This is a genomic window from Paenimyroides ummariense (genome assembly GCF_900115115.1).
GTDB classification, from domain to species: Bacteria; Bacteroidota; Bacteroidia; order Flavobacteriales; family Flavobacteriaceae; genus Flavobacterium; species Flavobacterium ummariense.
In genome coordinates this window covers 50,513-68,212 of record NZ_FOVI01000009.1, presented here as the reverse complement: position 1 = coordinate 68,212, position 17,700 = coordinate 50,513, and the positions used below count along the sequence as shown (strand labels likewise).

General features: G+C 35.5%; 20 protein-coding genes. 16 read left to right on the top strand and 4 right to left on the bottom strand.

The features are described 5' to 3' along the window. The first annotated feature begins 3 nt into the window (after window positions 1-3). Genes BM253_RS08455 through BM253_RS08445 form a run of 3 tightly spaced genes read left to right on the top strand, consistent with a single transcriptional unit; the run spans window position 4 to window position 1,593 of the window. Window positions 4-483 (top strand): hypothetical protein, encoded by a 480-nt coding sequence (locus BM253_RS08455; RefSeq protein ID WP_091522229.1) that lies wholly within the window; start codon window positions 4-6, stop codon window positions 481-483. Then, a complete protein-coding gene (locus BM253_RS08450) occupies window positions 483-1,172 on the top strand; it encodes a YjjG family noncanonical pyrimidine nucleotidase (protein ID WP_091522226.1) in 690 nt (229 codons plus the stop codon). The genes BM253_RS08455 and BM253_RS08450 overlap by 1 nt, the downstream gene beginning before the upstream one ends. 1 nt (window position 1,173) lies before the next feature. Beyond that, window positions 1,174-1,593 (top strand): hypothetical protein, encoded by a 420-nt coding sequence (locus BM253_RS08445; protein WP_091522223.1) that lies wholly within the window; start codon window positions 1,174-1,176, stop codon window positions 1,591-1,593. A gap of 251 nt (window positions 1,594-1,844) precedes the next feature. Here the strand turns inward: BM253_RS08445 and BM253_RS08440 are convergent, their stop codons facing one another. Continuing rightward, the gene (locus BM253_RS08440; RefSeq protein WP_091522220.1) at window positions 1,845-3,122 is read right to left on the bottom strand and encodes a replication-associated recombination protein A; all 1,278 of its coding nucleotides are present in this window, start codon (window positions 3,120-3,122) and stop codon (window positions 1,845-1,847) included. Window positions 3,123-3,252: 130 nt separating this feature from the next. On the opposite strand from BM253_RS08440, the gene BM253_RS08435 reads away from it, so the two are divergent. Together BM253_RS08435 and katG are read left to right on the top strand one after the other, a co-directional pair. Beyond that, the gene (locus BM253_RS08435; RefSeq protein ID WP_091522217.1) at window positions 3,253-4,026 is read left to right on the top strand and encodes a rhomboid family intramembrane serine protease; all 774 of its coding nucleotides are present in this window, start codon (window positions 3,253-3,255) and stop codon (window positions 4,024-4,026) included. Window positions 4,027-4,137: 111 nt separating this feature from the next. After that, window positions 4,138-6,399 carry a catalase/peroxidase HPI gene (gene katG, locus BM253_RS08430; protein WP_091522214.1) on the top strand — a complete coding sequence of 754 codons (2,262 nt, stop codon included), beginning with the start codon at window positions 4,138-4,140 and terminating at the stop codon, window positions 6,397-6,399. 290 nt (window positions 6,400-6,689) lie between these two features. On the opposite strand, the gene rlmB is transcribed toward katG, so the two are convergent. The 3 genes from rlmB to BM253_RS08410 form a co-directional block, all read right to left on the bottom strand. Continuing rightward, window positions 6,690-7,427 carry a 23S rRNA (guanosine(2251)-2'-O)-methyltransferase RlmB gene (rlmB, locus tag BM253_RS08420; RefSeq protein ID WP_091522207.1) on the bottom strand — a complete coding sequence of 246 codons (738 nt, stop codon included), beginning with the start codon at window positions 7,425-7,427 and terminating at the stop codon, window positions 6,690-6,692. Window positions 7,428-7,490: 63 nt separating this feature from the next. Then, window positions 7,491-8,105: a hypothetical protein gene (locus BM253_RS08415; RefSeq protein ID WP_091522203.1), complete on the bottom strand. Its 615-nt coding sequence runs from the start codon at window positions 8,103-8,105 to the stop codon at window positions 7,491-7,493. A gap of 124 nt (window positions 8,106-8,229) precedes the next feature. Beyond that, window positions 8,230-9,840, bottom strand: coding sequence for a ShlB/FhaC/HecB family hemolysin secretion/activation protein (locus BM253_RS08410; protein ID WP_177205749.1), 1,611 nt, complete (start codon window positions 9,838-9,840; stop codon window positions 8,230-8,232). Between the two features lie 287 nt (window positions 9,841-10,127). Between BM253_RS08410 and BM253_RS08405 the strand changes: the two genes are divergently transcribed. From BM253_RS08405 to rplV, 11 genes are all read left to right on the top strand, one after another. Next, on the top strand, window positions 10,128-10,859 hold the full coding sequence (locus tag BM253_RS08405) for a T9SS type A sorting domain-containing protein (RefSeq protein ID WP_091522198.1): 732 nt from the start codon (window positions 10,128-10,130) through the stop codon (window positions 10,857-10,859). Between the two features lie 192 nt (window positions 10,860-11,051). After that, window positions 11,052-11,435, top strand: a complete 384-nt coding sequence (rpsL, locus tag BM253_RS08400) for a 30S ribosomal protein S12 (RefSeq protein ID WP_091100281.1) — start codon at window positions 11,052-11,054, stop codon at window positions 11,433-11,435. A 121-nt stretch (window positions 11,436-11,556) separates the two neighbouring features. Then, complete coding sequence (rpsG, locus tag BM253_RS08395) at window positions 11,557-12,033, top strand: 30S ribosomal protein S7 (RefSeq protein ID WP_091522195.1); 477 nt, start codon at window positions 11,557-11,559, stop codon at window positions 12,031-12,033. Between the two features lie 22 nt (window positions 12,034-12,055). After that, a complete protein-coding gene (gene fusA, locus BM253_RS08390; RefSeq protein ID WP_091522191.1) occupies window positions 12,056-14,191 on the top strand; it encodes an elongation factor G in 2,136 nt (711 codons plus the stop codon). 11 nt (window positions 14,192-14,202) lie between these two features. After that, window positions 14,203-14,508, top strand: a complete 306-nt coding sequence (rpsJ, locus tag BM253_RS08385) for a 30S ribosomal protein S10 (protein WP_091522187.1) — start codon at window positions 14,203-14,205, stop codon at window positions 14,506-14,508. 99 nt (window positions 14,509-14,607) lie between these two features. Continuing rightward, window positions 14,608-15,225 (top strand): 50S ribosomal protein L3, encoded by a 618-nt coding sequence (gene rplC / locus BM253_RS08380; RefSeq protein WP_091522183.1) that lies wholly within the window; start codon window positions 14,608-14,610, stop codon window positions 15,223-15,225. Beyond that, the gene (gene rplD / locus BM253_RS08375) at window positions 15,225-15,854 is read left to right on the top strand and encodes a 50S ribosomal protein L4 (RefSeq protein WP_091522178.1); all 630 of its coding nucleotides are present in this window, start codon (window positions 15,225-15,227) and stop codon (window positions 15,852-15,854) included. The genes rplC and rplD overlap by 1 nt, the downstream gene beginning before the upstream one ends. Window positions 15,855-15,862: 8 nt before the next feature. Further along, window positions 15,863-16,153: a 50S ribosomal protein L23 gene (gene rplW / locus BM253_RS08370; RefSeq protein ID WP_091522175.1), complete on the top strand. Its 291-nt coding sequence runs from the start codon at window positions 15,863-15,865 to the stop codon at window positions 16,151-16,153. Between the two features lie 5 nt (window positions 16,154-16,158). Continuing rightward, on the top strand, window positions 16,159-16,983 hold the full coding sequence (gene rplB / locus BM253_RS08365) for a 50S ribosomal protein L2 (protein ID WP_091522172.1): 825 nt from the start codon (window positions 16,159-16,161) through the stop codon (window positions 16,981-16,983). Between the two features lie 10 nt (window positions 16,984-16,993). After that, window positions 16,994-17,272 (top strand): 30S ribosomal protein S19, encoded by a 279-nt coding sequence (gene rpsS / locus BM253_RS08360; RefSeq protein WP_091100312.1) that lies wholly within the window; start codon window positions 16,994-16,996, stop codon window positions 17,270-17,272. Between the two features lie 9 nt (window positions 17,273-17,281). Then, window positions 17,282-17,692 (top strand): 50S ribosomal protein L22, encoded by a 411-nt coding sequence (rplV, locus tag BM253_RS08355; protein ID WP_091522169.1) that lies wholly within the window; start codon window positions 17,282-17,284, stop codon window positions 17,690-17,692. The last annotated feature ends 8 nt before the right edge of the window (window positions 17,693-17,700 follow it).

The window sequence follows — 17,700 nt, the reverse complement described above, 5'->3', positions numbered from 1 at the left end:
CACATGTTAAAAAAAATATTCGTTGCAGCTTATTGCGGATTAGCCGTTTTTTTAATGAGCTTTTCTGCAAAAAATACAACAGAAAAACCATCGGAATTTTATCAAAACCCAACCGAAGTCACTTGGAAATTATTGGGACAGATTGATTTCGTTAAAAAGAAAAATCCGCATTACGGTGAAGTAATGTATCCTATGATAAACGGGACATTAAAGGCTTTGCAGGGTAAAAAAATCAAGGCTTCGGGTTTTATTGTTCCTATCGACAGTAAATCGTACGCGTTGAGTAAAAATGTTTTCGCACAGTGTTTTTTCTGCGGAAATGCCGGGCCTGAAACCATTATGGGTATTAAGTTTAAAGGCAATACGCCGCGATTGAAAACTGATACCTATGTTACCATGGAAGGTACGTTTAGATACAATGCAGACGACATCGACGATTGGATTTACCACATTGAAAACGCTGTTATTACACATCAGAAATAATGATACAAAAGGAACAAATTACAGATTTGTTTTTTGATTTGGATCATACCATTTATGATTTTGATAAAAATTCCGCGTTGACTTTTCAAGCTATTTTTACCGAAATGCAATTAAACGGTGTCGATGATTTTATGATGCATTTTAAACCGATTAATGATTCGTATTGGGAACGATTTTCGAGAGAAGAAATTTCGCGCGATTTTTTACGTTATGGCAGATTAAAAGATACTTTTGATGCTATTGATGTAAAGATTAATGATGACCACATCTATTACATTGCAGATGAATTTATCGGTAAATTGCCTAACCATAATCATGTTTTTGACGGCGCTTACGAAACGCTTGAAGTATTGAAAAACAATTATCGCTTACATATTATCACCAACGGACCCGATTCGGTTCAAGAGAAAAAATTGAAAAATGCCAATTTAACAGCATATTTTCAAACAATAACCAATTCTGAAATAGCAGGAGTTAAAAAACCGCATCCGGGAATTTTTCAACATGCTTTATTAACCGCAAAAACAAAAGCCGAAAACAGTTTAATGATTGGCGATAACATAAATGCCGATGTTCACGGTGCGTTAAACGTAGGTATGCAGGCTGTTTGGTTTAACGAGTTTAAATTAGAAAATACCATTGGCGTGGCAGAAGTACAACAATTAAATCAACTTTTAGAGATCTTATAAAATGAAGAAATTTTTATTATTAATGCTTTTCGCATGTTTAGGTTTAGGCATGCAGGCACAAGGTTTGAACGTAAAATATGTTCAAATGAAAAAGGTGTATAACTTTCAGGAAGAATTTAACGAATACCGCGTAAATTCTTTTTTAAAACATAAATTAGAAGAAGCTGGTTACACCGTTTTTTACGATGATCAGGAATTACCGCAAGAAGTAAAAGCAGATCCTTGTAAACTTTTAACTTGTAATGTAGAACGCGGAAAATCAATGACTGCTACTAAATTAACAGTAAGCTTAATAAACTGCAAAAACGAACAAATTTTTACAGCAAACGGCGAAAGCAGAATTAAAAAACGTAGCAAATCTCATGTTGATGCTTTGAAAAATGCTTTAGAATATACGGTTCTTAATAAAAATAAACAATAAAATAACAGAATCTCGTCAATACTTTGGCGAGATTTTTTTTTGGCGTTCCCCTAAATTGGTTTTTCAAAGTCAAATTACAATAAATAGAACGAAGTTAATAAACACCAAATACGTGTAAGTAGTCGGGTCGGGCTTTTCGCTGCAAGTCCTCGGTGCATTCCGCTATAGCTCCAGCACCTGCGGGCTATCCGCTTCAATCCCTAACACATACACCCTGCACCTAACATCCATCATACATCATCCGTCATCCATCAATAACCATACTTTCCCTGCCAACGTTGATGTAAAAAATCTTTGGTTTGTTTTTCACGCGCATTTTCTCCAGGTTCGTAAAACGGTGTGTTGATTAAATCGTCTGGTAAATATTCCTGATAGGTAAAATTTCCCGGATAATCATGGCTATATTTATAATCTTCGCCGTAACCCAATTCCTTCATTAATTTGGTCGGAGCGTTTCGTAAATGAATCGGAATAGATAAATCTCCGGTTTGTTTCACAGTAGCCTGTGCTTTGCCAATTGCCATATAACTGGCGTTGCTTTTGGGAGATGTTGCCAAGTAAATAGCACATTGGCTTAATAATATTCTGCTTTCAGGGTATCCAATAACCGAAACTGCCTGAAAGATATTATTTGCCATAATTATTGCTGTTGGATTTGCCAAACCAATATCTTCTGATGCCGAGATAACCAACCTACGTGCGATAAACTTTAAATCTTCGCCACCTTCAATCATTCGGGCTAACCAATAAACAGCACCGTTTGGATCGCTTCCACGAATCGATTTTATAAAAGCAGATATAATATCGTAATGCTGTTCGCCGGTTTTATCATACAAAACCGTGTTTTTTTGGACAATCTGCAGTACTTTGTCATTCGTAATTTCAACGGTTTCATCATCAATAGAATTTACAATCAATTCAAACGTATTCAGCAATTTTCTGCCATCGCCACCTGAAACTCGGAACAAAGCTTCGTTTTCTATAATCGAAATATTTTTTTCTTTCAGTTCTTCATCAACAATTAACGCACGGTTCAGTAAAGCCTCTAAATCTGCTTTTGTAAAAGCGTTTAACGTGTAAACCTGACAGCGTGAAAGCAATGCGGGAATGACTTCAAAACTCGGATTTTCGGTCGTAGCACCAATCAATGTGATCCATCCTTTTTCAACAGCTGCCAACAAAGAATCTTGCTGCGATTTACTAAAACGGTGAATTTCATCAATAAATAAAATAGGATTTTTTGGCGTAAATAAGCCATTTTGTCCTTTAGCTTTTTCAATAACTTCGCGCACATCTTTTACACCGGAATTTATCGCACTCAACGCATAAAACGGTCGCTTGCTTTCTTCTGCAATAATTTCGGCTAAAGTTGTTTTCCCCGTTCCGGGCGGTCCCCAAAAAATCATCGACGGTATAATGCCGCGTTTAATGCTTTGCGTTAAAATGCCTGATTCACCAACCAAATGTTCCTGACTTATATAATCTTTTAATGTTTTCGGGCGAATACGTTCTGCTAAAGGTGCTTTCATATCGTAAAATTATAAAATAGATTATGTCGCAACAAAAAAATATGTATTATTTAAGTTGTTGTGAAGCATGACGTTTTCTGTCAAAACGGCAGTCTTATTTATTTGGGTTTATTTTTGATTTCATTCCCTCATGGAAATAGATCAATTAAAATACCGTCCGCAAGTTTTTTGGGTTCCGTTTGTTTCACTTTTAGTGATCTGGTTGATTTATTATATAGACTGGCGTTTTTTCTTTGAACTTAATAATTTCGGAATCGTACCAAGAACATTTAAAGGGTTGCGCGGTATACTGTTTTCGCCATTTTTGCATGGATCCATTCAACATTTATGGAACAACACACTAGCGCTTTTGGTTTTGCTTCCACTTATATGTTATTACTACTATAAAAACTGGCAAACCCTAATTTTCGGAGGAATCTTACTATCGGGAATAGGTACGTGGCTTATCGCAAAAACAGGAACGCACATTGGAGCAAGTGGATTAATCTACGTTTTAACAGCTTACATGTTTTTTACGGGAATTCGCAGCAAGCAATACCGTTTAATGGCAATTTCGTTTTTAATGATTATTTTGTACGGAGGGTCGGTTTGGTATATGTTGCCTGATATTGAAGAAGGTATTTCATGGCAAGGACATTTGGCTGGATTTATTTCTGGTTTTCTTCTTTCGTATATTTTGAAAAGACCTCAGTTTGAACCCGAATATAAGTACGATTGGCAACATCCTGATTACGATGAAAGCAAAGACGATTTTATCAGACAGTTTGATGCTAAAGGAAATTTCAATCCTTTACCTTTATTAAGAAAAGATTCAGAAGGATATCTTTATAACGACACCTTCCACCGTAAAAACAATTCAAACCATCAATCCTACATTATAAAAGAAAATACGTTGCAAAAATAGAATCATGCAGTTAGAAAATCTATTGTTTAATAGATTTTTAATATCAATACAAATTGTAACTGCCTGTTTTATTAGTAATTTTATGAAAGAACTATAAAACAACTATAAGCAATGGAAAACGCAGGAAACGATATCAGTAAATGCCCGTTTCATAACGGAACTACAAGTAATCCGGTTGCCGGCAAAGGAACAACAAACAACGATTGGTGGCCTAACCGATTAAGAGTTGATATTTTACGTCAACATTCATCAAAGTCCGATCCTATGGGCGATGATTTTAATTATACCGAAGAATTTAAGAAACTCGATCTGGAAGCTGTTAAAAGCGACCTTAAAAATTTAATGACCGATTCGCAAGATTGGTGGCCGGCAGATTTTGGTCATTATGGTCCTTTATTTATACGTATGGCTTGGCATAGTGCGGGAACGTATCGTGTACAAGACGGTCGTGGTGGAGCAGGAGCAGGACAACAACGTTTTGCACCTTTGAATTCTTGGCCCGATAATGTTTCATTAGATAAGGCTCGAAGATTGTTATGGCCGATCAAACAAAAATACGGACGCCAAATTTCATGGGCAGATTTAATGATCCTTGCCGGAAACATGGCTTTGGAATCTATGGGTTTTAAAACTTTGGGATTTGCCGGTGGGCGTGCCGATGTTTGGGAACCGGATATGGATGTATATTGGGGAAGTGAAAAAACGTGGCTGGGAGGCGATGTCCGATATTCGCAAGGATCTGAAGGGGTTGCAGAAAATCACGGCGTAGTTTCATCAGACGATGATGCCGACGGAAAAATACATACACGCGATTTAGAAAATCCGTTGGCAGCTGTACAAATGGGACTTATTTATGTAAACCCAGAAGGACCTGATGGAAATCCTGACCCAATTGCTTCTGCAAAAGATATTCGCGATACGTTTTCACGTATGGCAATGAACGATGAGGAAACCGTGGCTTTAATTGCAGGCGGACATACATTTGGTAAAACGCATGGTGCGGCATCGGCAGATAATGTGGGTAAAGAACCCGAAGCGGCTGGTTTAGAACAACAAGGTTTGGGTTGGGAAAGTAAGTACGGGACAGGTAAAGGCGGCGATACAATTACGTCGGGCTTAGAAGTTACTTGGACACAAAAACCTACGGAATGGACAAATCTTTTCTTTGAAAATTTATTTAAATACGAATGGAAATTAACTAAAAGTCCGGCTGGTGCACACCAATGGGAAGCTGTTGATGCAGATGATTCTGTTCCGTTGGCAGACGATATGTCTAAAAAGCAAAAACCAAGAATGCTTACCACCGATTTATCGTTGCGTTTTGATCCGGAATACGAAAAAATATCACGTCGTTTTTACGAAAGTCCAGATGCTTTTGCCGATGCTTTCGCTAAAGCGTGGTTTAAGTTAACACATCGTGATATGGGACCGCGCGAACGTTATTTAGGTGCCGATGTTCCTACAGAAGAATTTTTATGGCAAGATCCAATTCCGCAGGTAAATCATTCTTTAATTAACGAAGAAGATATTCTGCAGTTAAAAAGCACCATTCTTCAGTCAAATTTAACTGTTTCAGAATTAGTGTCAACCGCATGGGCATCGGCGTCAACATTCCGTGGATCCGATATGCGTGGAGGTGCAAACGGAGCACGCATTCGTTTAGAACCTATGCGAAACTGGCAGGTAAATAATCCGGTGCAATTACATAAAGTTTTACATGAATTAACGGCAATTCAAGTCAATTTTAATGCAACCGGAAAAACAATTTCTTTGGCAGATTTAATTGTTTTGGGTGGAGCTGCAGCTATTGAAAAAGCAGCTAACAATGCAGGATATTCTTTAACTGTTTCGTTTAAACCGGGACGTGCAGATGCTTCGCAAGAACAAACCGATGTAGATTCTGTTGCGTATTTAGAACCAATTGCCGATGGTTTTAGAAATTACAGAAAAGCCTACAACAAAAATGTCTCTACCGAAGAATTATTAATTGATAAAGCACAGCTTTTAACTTTAACCGCGCCAGAACTTACTGTTTTGGTAGGAGGAATGCGTGTTTTAGATACAAATTTTGATGGATCTAAAAACGGTGTGTTTACTAACAATCCGCAGCATTTGACCAACGATTTCTTTGTGAATTTATTAGATATGAATACGCAGTGGAAAGCAATTGATGATAGTAAAGAAGTTTATTTGGGAACCGATCGTAAAACGGGACAACCTAGATGGACAGGGACTCGTGCTGATTTGGTTTTTGGATCGAATTCTGAATTAAGAGCTATCGCTGAGGTTTACGCAAGTGCAGATGCTAAAGAAAAGTTTATTAACGATTTTGTTGCAGCTTGGAATAAAGTAATGAACGCAGATCGATTTTAATTTAAAAATGGATAAAAAAAACGGATTCTAATTAGAATCCGTTTTTTTTTATGATTTTTTCTTGAAATAATAGCAGAATCAAAATTGCTATTAGATCTATATAAAACAAGTATTTTATATTTCTTAGAGAATTACACAAATTATCGCCAGATATTGTTGAAACACATTCATTATCAAAATTTGTTTCATACTTTAAACTAACCATTGTATTTATTATCCCGAAACCAAAAATAAGAGCAAGGATAATTAAAGAAATAATTAGAAATGTGTAATGTTTAACTTTCATTTAATTACAAACGTTGTCTAACAGCTTCATATAAAAAAGCACCGCAAGCAACCGATACGTTTAACGAAGAAATCGTTCCAAACATTGGCAACTTAGCTTTTTCGTCAACAATTTTTAAAACCGACGGATTCACCCCTTTATCTTCAGAACCCATAATAATGGCAATTCCTTTGTTAAAATCAATCTCGTAAATATTGTTTTCGGTTTTTTCGGTTGCAGCAACGGTTGCAATTCCCGAACCCTGTAAATAAAAAACAGCATCTTTAATATGATCCACCTTACAGATCGGAATATTAAAAACCGCACCAGCTGATGTTTTTACGGTATCACCATTTACCGGAGCCGAACCTTGTTTTTGGATAATAATTCCGTCAACACCTGTACATTCTGCCGTACGAATAATCGCACCAAAATTTCGGGCATCACTCAACTGATCTAAAATTAAAAACAACGGACTTTCTTTTTTCTCCAACACACCTTCAACCAATTCTTCCATCGTAACAAATTTAATTGGCGCGATAGATGCAACTGCACCTTGGTGGTTATTGAATTTGCTTAATTTGTTCAGCTTTTCAACCGGAACGTACGAAAAATTTACGTTATTTTTCTTCAACGTTTTCATAAGCTCCTGCATTAAATCGCCTTGAGCTTCTTTTTGTATAAATACTTTATCTATTTCCTTTCCCGCGTTTATCGCCTCGATAACTGCACGAATTCCAAATATTTGATGTTCATTTTGCATAGCGCAAAGATATTACTATATTTATAAAAATCTAAATTCTGTATTTATATAAATAGTTTTTATTCAACTGTAAACAGGTTTAATAATAATTTCTTCTTTTGCACCTTTTTTTGATGTTCTAATTTGTTTTAAACACGTTCCTCGGCTGTCTTTTTCTTTGCATTCAATGGCAACTTCGTCAACAACTTTACCATCTTTTGAAGTGATCTCAATTTTAGACAATTCGTTATCGGTATAATAAAAATGCTGCGTTTGAAAAGTCGAAAAATTATCGACTATTTTATTGATTGATCCGTTTTTATTGTAATGATAAATGCTTTCGCTTTGCTTGTCTTGTTTTTTTAAGTACGTACTAATACGTTCGCGACGGTTGGGTTTCCAGCGGGTTTTACGATACAGAGTTTCTTTGTCGGGATACAGTTCTTCGGTAAACCACATTTTCTTATTTGTTTCCTGCAAAAGATTACCCGATGAATCAAACGTTTTAGAATGTTTGATTCGACCTTTTTTGAAAACAATTTCTTTTTTCTGAAAAAGCTTTTTCTGATTATTGGTAACGTTGTACGTTTCTTCGGTTGCAGATTTTATTCCGTCAGAAAGCAAGTGCGCTTTCGTGTATTTTTTAGTAGCACAAGATTGTAGTGTAAATAATAAAAGTAGAAAACATAAAATCCTCATAACTAAAAATTTTAAAGTTACTATTAAGTAAATGAGTGTTTATTATGTTTTGTTCTATAAATATACTGATTTTTTTTTTCTGAAATGCTGTTTTAGATTCAGTGATTTATCAACCCAAATAAAATTAAAACTGCGTTTTGTAGCTTAAATGAAATATTGAATTTGATAATTTAAAATCGGTATCTGGCTGTATGCCGTTTGCGTAAATAATATTGAATAAGCCGCCGCCGGTTTGTATACCAAAACCCAAACCAAATGAATATAATAAATCGTTGGTATTTTCGCCTTCGTAATAAGCAACATCGGTGATTGAGTGTATGTACATGTTTGGAGCGAGTAAATAACGGGCTTCGTTATACAAACCAACTAAACTTTTGGCGAGCAAAGAATTTTCTCTAAATCCGCGAATAGAATGTATCCCACCAAAACGGTAATATTCATTATATAATAAAGGTATGGCACTCCGCAAAAGCGATCCTTCTAATTGCTGGTTAAAGTACCAGCGGTTGTTTATCTGCCACAGATAACTGGCGGTTAAATTTATAAATTGCTGCGAACCTTTGCGGTTGTCTTTCTCTTCGGTTTTCGATCCAAAACCAGCCAAACCTGTTATGTAGTATTTTTGTCGAAATAGGGGATGATCCTGATATTTGTTCAATAAATAATTCAGTGTAATGAACTGATTGTTGTAATCGGTAGCCTGATAAAAATTCTCTGTTCCTGCAACTGACGATGTTGATTGATATCCAACACCAACTCGGTGGTTAAAATTCAAGTAATATAAAACCGCCGCGTTAAATTTGGTGTTCATCATAGTGCTGTCTTGCTTAAACAATTCTAACGAAGCTTTCAACCCAAATGGCGTATTGAACAGATAAGGAACTTCGCCCGAAAGATTAAACTGTGTTTGCTGGTTTCCGTCATTCTTCCAATACAATTTCAGTTGTTCGCCTTTGTTTAAAATATTCATTAACTGCAAATCGGCATAACCGTTAAACTGTACTTTTCCGTTATCATCATTTGTAAAACCAATCAATCCGTCAAACTGACTAATATTTTGTCGTTCCACATATAAATACAAAGCAGTGTTGCTTTCGGTAAAAAGAACTTCAGGTTGTTTGGTGGTTTTTATAAACGGAAACTGGCTCATTTCTTTTTGCAATTCATTAGTCACGGCATCGGTAAACGGTTGCTTTTCGTATTTCTTAATCAATCGCTGTTTAATTCCGGTAGGGAAGTTGTTGTAAGGTGTAAAAACCAACTGATCTATTCTGCGCTGTTCATCTAAATGCAGGTCTAAATCGGCAGTAATCATATCATTTAAAAATTGATGATTTGTTAACTTAACCGTGCTTATAGAATAACCTTTTTTGGCTAATTTTTCAACAATGCTTTTAAGAAAGCTTTCGGTGTTTTGTATGGCGATGGTTTTGGTAGGTTCGTTAATTTGTAAGATTGATTTTAACTGAGCTTGGTGCTTGTTGAAGTTAATTTTTAAGCTATCGGTTTTCTTGCCTAAATCAAAATTTACAAGATACAGACTGTCTTTTTTTTCTGCCGATGTTATTTGGTGGTATAAATACCCGTTCGTTCTTAGAAAATCTTGTAAAAAAATCAATTTGGTTTCAACTTCTTGTCCGTTATTAAAAATACTGTCTTTAATATTTTGTTTTAAAAAAGATGTTTCGCTGGTATTTTTACCATTTACTTTTAGGTAAATCTGTTGAGCATACAAACGAGTACTTGTTGCAAGGATTAAAAAAAGTAAGTAAAAGATTTTTTTTGAAAACAGCATTCAGATAAATTTCCCGTAAATATACGCTAAAGATTAAAAATAATTAAACTACCTTTTTAAGGTAATAAGTCGTTTTTATAGTTTTTGATAAACAGTTCATTTATTTAGTAGATTATAAAATGTGTAGTTCTCTTTTTGAGTTTTTGTTGTTGATTATTAGTGAAATAAGTTTTTTTTTAGAAAAAAAGAACTAGGTTTGTAGTAAACAAATAAATACTTATAAAGTTATGAAAATGATATTAATCATACTTACAGTTTTAGGAGTAAATCAACTAACAGCACAAATACCAATATTGAATACCAATTGGTATTTAACCCAAATAGAAGAAAATAATCAAATTGATATTGTTCCTATTTCTGTAAACGGAACAACAGGCGGGAATTGGCGTTTTTCAATTTTTCATACTCCTATCCCTGAAACCATTCAATTATCAAGTACTTATTGTTCTCAATTTGATGCTGCGGTAAATATAACTTCTACAGATTTTACTATTGATAATGGAAAAATAATCCTTACAATGAATATGCCTTGTAGTTGGATGACTAATGAAGAAATTCAGTATTTTGGTAAATACTATGATTTTTTTGAGAATTATCGCAATAATACCTTTACCTATATTATTAACGATTTTTCTAGTTATAGTGAGCTAATCATAACAAACAACGCAGGAAATAAAGCTTATTATAGTACTGTTCCTTTAGCAAATATTAAAGAGAATAAATTGGAGCAATTTATTAAAGTTTACCCAAACCCATTTGAAGACCACTTTTTTGTAGAGGATTACGATGAGGTTATTGAAGAAATTAAAATTTTTGATAACACAGGTAGATTGATAAAAACTGTCTTAAACCCTAATCCGATGCAAGAGATCTATACTAATTTTTCAAGTGGTATCTATCATATCAATATTAAGGCAAAAGATGGACGAATAATGAATAAGAAAATGGTAAAGCAATAATTTATACATTTGCAATCTTAAATATTTATAACCCTTTCAGAGTTCGAACTTTGAAAGGGTTACTTTGATAAATGTAGAAATATTTTGAAAATAAACGAAATACGTTTGTTTTGATTATAATAATTTATATATTTGCATCCCCGAAAATACACGGGAAACAAATTTGAATGTAGAAAATTTTTAATAAACATTATGCCAACAATTCAACAATTAGTAAGAAAAGGGAGAACCCAATTAACTAAGAAGAGTAAATCGGTTGCTTTGGATTCATGTCCTCAAAGACGTGGTGTGTGTACGCGTGTTTATACTACAACGCCTAAAAAGCCAAACTCTGCAATGCGTAAAGTAGCGCGTGTACGTTTGACAAACGGTAATGAAGTAAACGCTTACATCCCAGGAGAAGGACACAATTTACAAGAGCACTCGATAGTATTAGTTAGAGGTGGAAGGGTAAAAGATTTACCAGGAGTTAGATACCACATTGTACGTGGTGCTTTAGATACAGCCGGTGTTAACGGTCGTACCCAAAGAAGATCTAAATATGGTGCTAAACGCCCTAAAGACGCAAAAAAGTAATTTAATTTAAGTAGAATAGTCAAAAGTTAAAAGTCGTAAAGATTTGTGCATTGCCATTATGGGTGATGCAAAGCTTTAAACTTGGAACCTTAAACTAGAAACTTTTAAAAGTAACAAAGAAATGAGAAAAAGACAGGCAAAGAAAAGACCTCTTTTACCAGATCCAAAATTTAACGATCAGTTAGTAACACGTTTCGTGAACAACTTAATGTGGGATGGTAAAAAATCTACTGCTTTTAAAGTATTTTACGATGCATTAGAAATCGTTGAAACTAAAAAGCAAGATGAAGAAAAAACCTCTTTGGAAGTATGGAAAGATGCATTAACAAACGTTATGCCTCACGTTGAAGTACGTTCTCGCCGTGTAGGTGGTGCTTCATTCCAAATTCCAATGCCAATTCGTCCGGATAGAAAAATTTCTATGGCGATGAAATGGATGATTCTTTATGCAAGAAAAAGAAACGACAAATCTATGGCTTCTAAATTAGCTGCTGAAATCTTAGCTGCTGCAAAAGAAGAAGGTGCTGCTGTTAAGAAAAGAATGGATGTTCACAAAATGGCAGATGCTAATAAAGCATTCTCTCACTTTAGATTTTAATTTTTCATAAAGAACAACACAAATGGCTAGAGATTTAAGATTTACTAGAAACATAGGAATCGCTGCTCACATTGATGCTGGTAAAACAACAACAACAGAGCGTATCCTTTTTTATACAGGTAAAAACCACAAAATTGGTGAAGTACACGATGGTGCTTCTACAATGGACTGGATGGAGCAAGAAGCAGAACGTGGTATCACTATTACATCTGCAGCTACAACTTGTACTTGGGCTTTCCCAACAGATCAAGGTAAAAAAATTGCAGATTCACAAGATTATCACTTTAATATTATCGATACCCCAGGACACGTTGACTTTACCGTTGAGGTAAACCGTTCATTACGTGTATTAGACGGATTGGTATTCTTATTCTCTGCAGTTGACGGAGTTGAGCCACAATCTGAAACTAACTGGCGTTTAGCTGATAACTACAAAGTTCCACGTATGGGATTTGTTAACAAGATGGACCGTCAAGGATCTAACTTCTTAAAAGTTTGTCAGCAAGTTAAAGATATGTTGAAGTCTAACGCGGTGCCTATTGTATTGCCAATTGGTGACGAAGCTGATTTTAAAGGAGTGGTAGATTTAGTGAAAAACCGTGCTATTGTATGGCATGATGATACACAAGGTGCTACTTTTGATATCGTAGAAATTCCTGCTGAAATGGTTGACGAGGTAAAACAATACCGTGGTCAATTAATCGAAGAAATTGCTGCTTACGACGAAAACTTGTTAGAGAAATATATGGAGGATGAAAACTCTATCACTGAAGAAGAAGTACACAAAGCATTGCGTGCTGCAACTTTAGATATGAGCATCATTCCAATGACATGTGGTTCATCTTTCAAAAATAAAGGTGTTCAGTTCATGTTAGATGCTGTTTGTCGTTACTTACCATCTCCAATGGATAAAGAAGCGATCGAAGGTACTAACCCAGATACTGAAGAGCCAATTACACGTAAACCATCTGTAAACGATCCGTTTGCTGCATTAGCATTTAAAATTGCTACCGATCCTTTCGTAGGTCGTTTGGCTTTCTTCCGTGCTTATTCAGGTGGATTAGATGCTGGTTCTTATGTGTTGAATACGCGTTCAGGAAACAAAGAGCGTATCTCTCGTATCTACCAAATGCATGCTAACAAGCAAAACCCAATCGAAAGAATTGAAGCTGGAGATATCGGTGCTGCTGTTGGTTTCAAGGATATTAAAACAGGAGATACTTTATGTGATGAAAAACACCCAATCGTGTTAGAATCTATGGATTTCCCTGATCCGGTAATTGGTATTGCTATTGAACCTAAAACAAAAGCAGACGTAGATAAAATGGGTATGGCTTTAGCTAAATTAGCAGAAGAAGATCCAACATTTACAGTTCGTACAGACCAAGCTTCTGGACAAACAATCATCTCTGGTATGGGTGAGTTACACTTAGATATCATTGTTGACCGTATGCGTCGTGAGTTTAAAGTAGAGGTTAACCAAGGTGAACCTCAGGTAGAGTACAAAGAAGCTTTCACAAAAGAAGCAAGTCACAGAGAAACTTACAAAAAGCAATCTGGTGGTCGTGGTAAATTTGGTGATATCGTATTCAAAATTGGTCCGGCTGACGATGTTGACGGTAAACCATTCGTAGGATTACAGTTTGTTAACGAAGTTAAAGGTGGTAACGTACCAAAAGAATACATTCCTGCTGTAGAAAAAGGTTTCCGTGAGTCTATGAAACAAGGTCCTTTAGCAGGATTCGAAATGGATTCATTAAAAGTTACTTTGGTCGATGGTTCTTACCACGCGGTGGATTCGGATGCATTATCTTTCGAATTAGCAGCTAAAATGGGATATAAAGAATCTGCAAAAGCTGCAGGTGCTATCATCCTTGAGCCAATCATGAAATTAGAAGTGTTAACACCAGAAGAAAACATGGGTGATATTGTAGGTGACTTAAACCGTCGTCGTGGTCAAATCAACTCTATGGACGATCGTAACGGAGCAAAAGTTGTTAAAGCTTCTGTGCCGTTATCAGAAATGTTCGGATATGTAACAACATTACGTACATTATCTTCAGGTCGTGCAACTTCAACAATGGAGTTCTCTCACTACGAGCAAACACCTTCTAACATTCAAGAAGAAGTAATTAAAAAAGCAAAAGGTAACGCTTAATAATTAAGAAAATGAGTCAAAAAATCAGAATAAAATTAAAATCTTACGATCATGCTTTGGTTGACAAGTCAGCTGAAAAAATCGTAAAAACTGTAAAAAGTACAGGTGCAGTGGTAACAGGACCAATTCCATTACCAACTCATAAAAAAATCTTTACTGTTTTACGTTCTCCTCACGTTAACAAAAAGTCAAGAGAACAATTCGAGTTAAGTTCGTATAAAAGATTATTAGACATCTATTCTTCATCTTCTAAAACGATCGACGCTTTAATGAAATTAGAGCTTCCTTCAGGGGTAGAAGTAGAGATAAAAGTTTGATAATAAAATATTTTACAAAATACTTGTATATTTCAAGCATTGGTATTAATTTTGCCGATGCTTGAAATTTTTATATTTAATAATTATTAATTTAAAATTATGTCTGGGTTAATTGGAAAGAAAATCGGCATGACTTCAATCTTCGATGAGAACGGGAAAAACATTCCTTGTACTGTAATCGAATTAGGTCCATGTGTCGTTACCCAAGTCAGAACCAAAGAGGTTGACGGGTATGAAGCTTATCAACTTGGTTTCGATGACGCTAGAGAAAAAAATGCAACTAAAGCGGCTACAGGTCACTTTAAAAAAGCAGGAACTTCTGTAAAGAAAAAAGTCGTTGAAATTCAAGATTTTGAAAGCGCTTATGGTTTAGGTGATGTGATCACTGTAGATTTATTTGCTGAAGGAGACTTTGTTGATGTACAAGGTACTTCTAAAGGTAAAGGATTCCAAGGGGTTGTAAAACGTCATGGATTTGGTGGGGTTGGTCAGGCTACGCATGGTCAGCACAACCGTTTAAGAGCTCCAGGTTCTGTTGGTGCATCGTCTTATCCTTCAAGAGTATTCAAGGGTATGCGTATGGCTGGAAGAACAGGAGGAGAAAAAGTAACAGTTCAAAACCTTAGAGTTTTAAAAGTGGTTGCAGACAAAAACTTATTAGTAGTTAAAGGTGCTGTACCAGGTCATAAAAACTCTTACGTAATCGTTCAAAAGTAATGGAAGTAAAAGTTTTAGATATCAACGGAAAAGAAACTGGCAGATCAGTACAACTGGCTGATTCAGTTTTCGCAATTGAGCCTAACAGACATGCTATCTATTTAGATGTTAAACAATATTTGGCAAATCAACGTCAAGGTACGCACAAAGCTAAAGAAAGAGCTGAAGTAGCAGGATCTACACGTAAAATTAAAAAACAAAAAGGTACAGGTACTGCACGTGCAGGTTCTGCAAAATCACCTGTTTTTAAAGGTGGTGGTACTATTTTTGGACCACGCCCAAGAAGCTACTCGTTCAAATTGAACAAAGCTTTAAAGCGTTTGGCTCGTAAATCTGCTTTTACAATGAAAGCTCAAGAAGCTAATTTATTTGTTGTAGAAGATTTTACTTTTGAAGCACCAAGTACTAAAAATTTCATTAACGTATTGAAAGCTTTAGGGTTAGAAGGTAAAAAATCATTATTTGTGTTGGGTGAATCAAATAAAAACGTATATTTGTCGTCACGCAATTTAGAAAGAGCTTCTGTTGTAACATCTTCAGAATTAAATACTTACGGTATTTTGAATGCAAAATCGTTAGTATTAACTGAAGGTTCATTAGAAGGAATTGTAGAAAATTTAAGTAAATAAATAGGGAAATGAGTATAATTATTAAACCTATCATTACCGAAAAAATCACAAAAGACGGTGAATTATTTAACCGTTTTGGATTTGTGGTAGCTAAAAAAGCAAACAAAGTAGAAATTAAGAAAGCGGTTGAAAAAGCTTATGGAGTTTCTGTTTTAGATGTAAACACAATGATTTACAGAGCTGATAGAACTACAAAGTTTACGAAAAGCGGAATGATTACTGGTAAAACGTCTTCATACAAGAAAGCAATTGTAACATTGAAAGAAGGAGATTCAATCGATTTTTACACTAATATCTAATAACAATGTCAGTTAGAAAATTAAAACCTATTACCCCAGGTCAGCGTTTTAGAGTTGTTAATAGTTTTGACGCTATTACAACTGATAAGCCGGAGCGTTCATTATTAGCACCGAAAAAAAACTCTGGAGGTAGAAATAGTCAAGGAAAAATGACCATGCGTTATATTGGTGGTGGTCATAAACAACAATATCGTATCATTGATTTCAAAAGAACTAAAGTTGGTGTTCCAGCTACAGTTAAAACAATCGAGTACGATCCAAACCGTTCAGCATTTATCTCATTATTAGCATATGCAGATGGAGCAAAAACGTACATCGTAGCACCAGCAGGATTGCAAGTAGGTCAGAAAGTAGTTTCTGGACCAGATGCAGCTCCAGAAGTTGGTAATGCAATGCCTTTAGCAAACATTCCTCTTGGTACAATTATTTCTTGTATCGAGTTACGTCCAGGTCAAGGTGCTGTTATCGCACGTTCTGCAGGAACTTTTGCACAATTAGTTGCTCGTGATGGTAAATACGCAACAATTAAAATGCCTTCAGGTGAGATTCGTTTAATCTTATTAACATGTATGGCTACAATTGGTGCAGTATCTAACTCAGATCACCAGTTAATCGTTTCAGGTAAAGCAGGTAGATCTCGTTGGTTAGGTAGAAGACCACGTACTAGACCGGTAGCTATGAACCCAGTTGATCACCCAATGGGAGGTGGTGAAGGACGCTCTTCAGGAGGTCACCCACGTTCTAGAAAAGGTTTACCAGCGAAGGGTTATAGAACTCGTTCTAAAGTAAAAGCAAGTAACAAACATATTGTAGAACGTAGAAAGAAATAATTAAGTAAGTATGGCACGTTCATTAAAAAAAGGACCTTATGTTCACTTTAAACTTGAGAAAAAAGTTTTAGAGAACGCAGAAAACGGTAACAAAGCAGTTGTTAAAACTTGGTCTAGAGCATCAATGATTACTCCAGATTTCGTAGGACAAACAATCGCAGTACACAACGGTCGTCAATTTGTACCAGTTTACGTAACAGAAAACATGGTAGGACATAAATTAGGAGAGTTTTCACCAACACGTTCATTCCGTGGACACGCAGGTGCAAAAAATAAAGGTAAAAAATAATAAGAAGCTATGGGAGTTCGTAAAAGAGAAAGAGCAGAGCAGATAAAAGAAGCAAACAAAAGTATTGCTTTTGCTAAGCTAAACAATTGCCCAACTTCACCTCGTAAAATGCGTTTAGTTGCAGATTTAGTAAGAGGACAGAAAGTTGAGAATGCTCTTAACATATTAAAATTTAATACAAAAGAAGCTTCAGGAAGATTAGAAAAATTATTGTTATCAGCAATTGCTAACTGGCAAGCTAAAAACGCTGAAGCAAGCATCGAAGAAGCAGAATTATTTGTAAAAGAAATCCGTGTAGACGGTGGCGCAATGTTAAAAAGATTACGTCCTGCACCACAAGGTCGCGCACACAGAATCAGAAAACGTTCTAACCACGTAACAATCGTGTTAGGATCAAATAATAACACACAAAGCAATTAATAAACAGT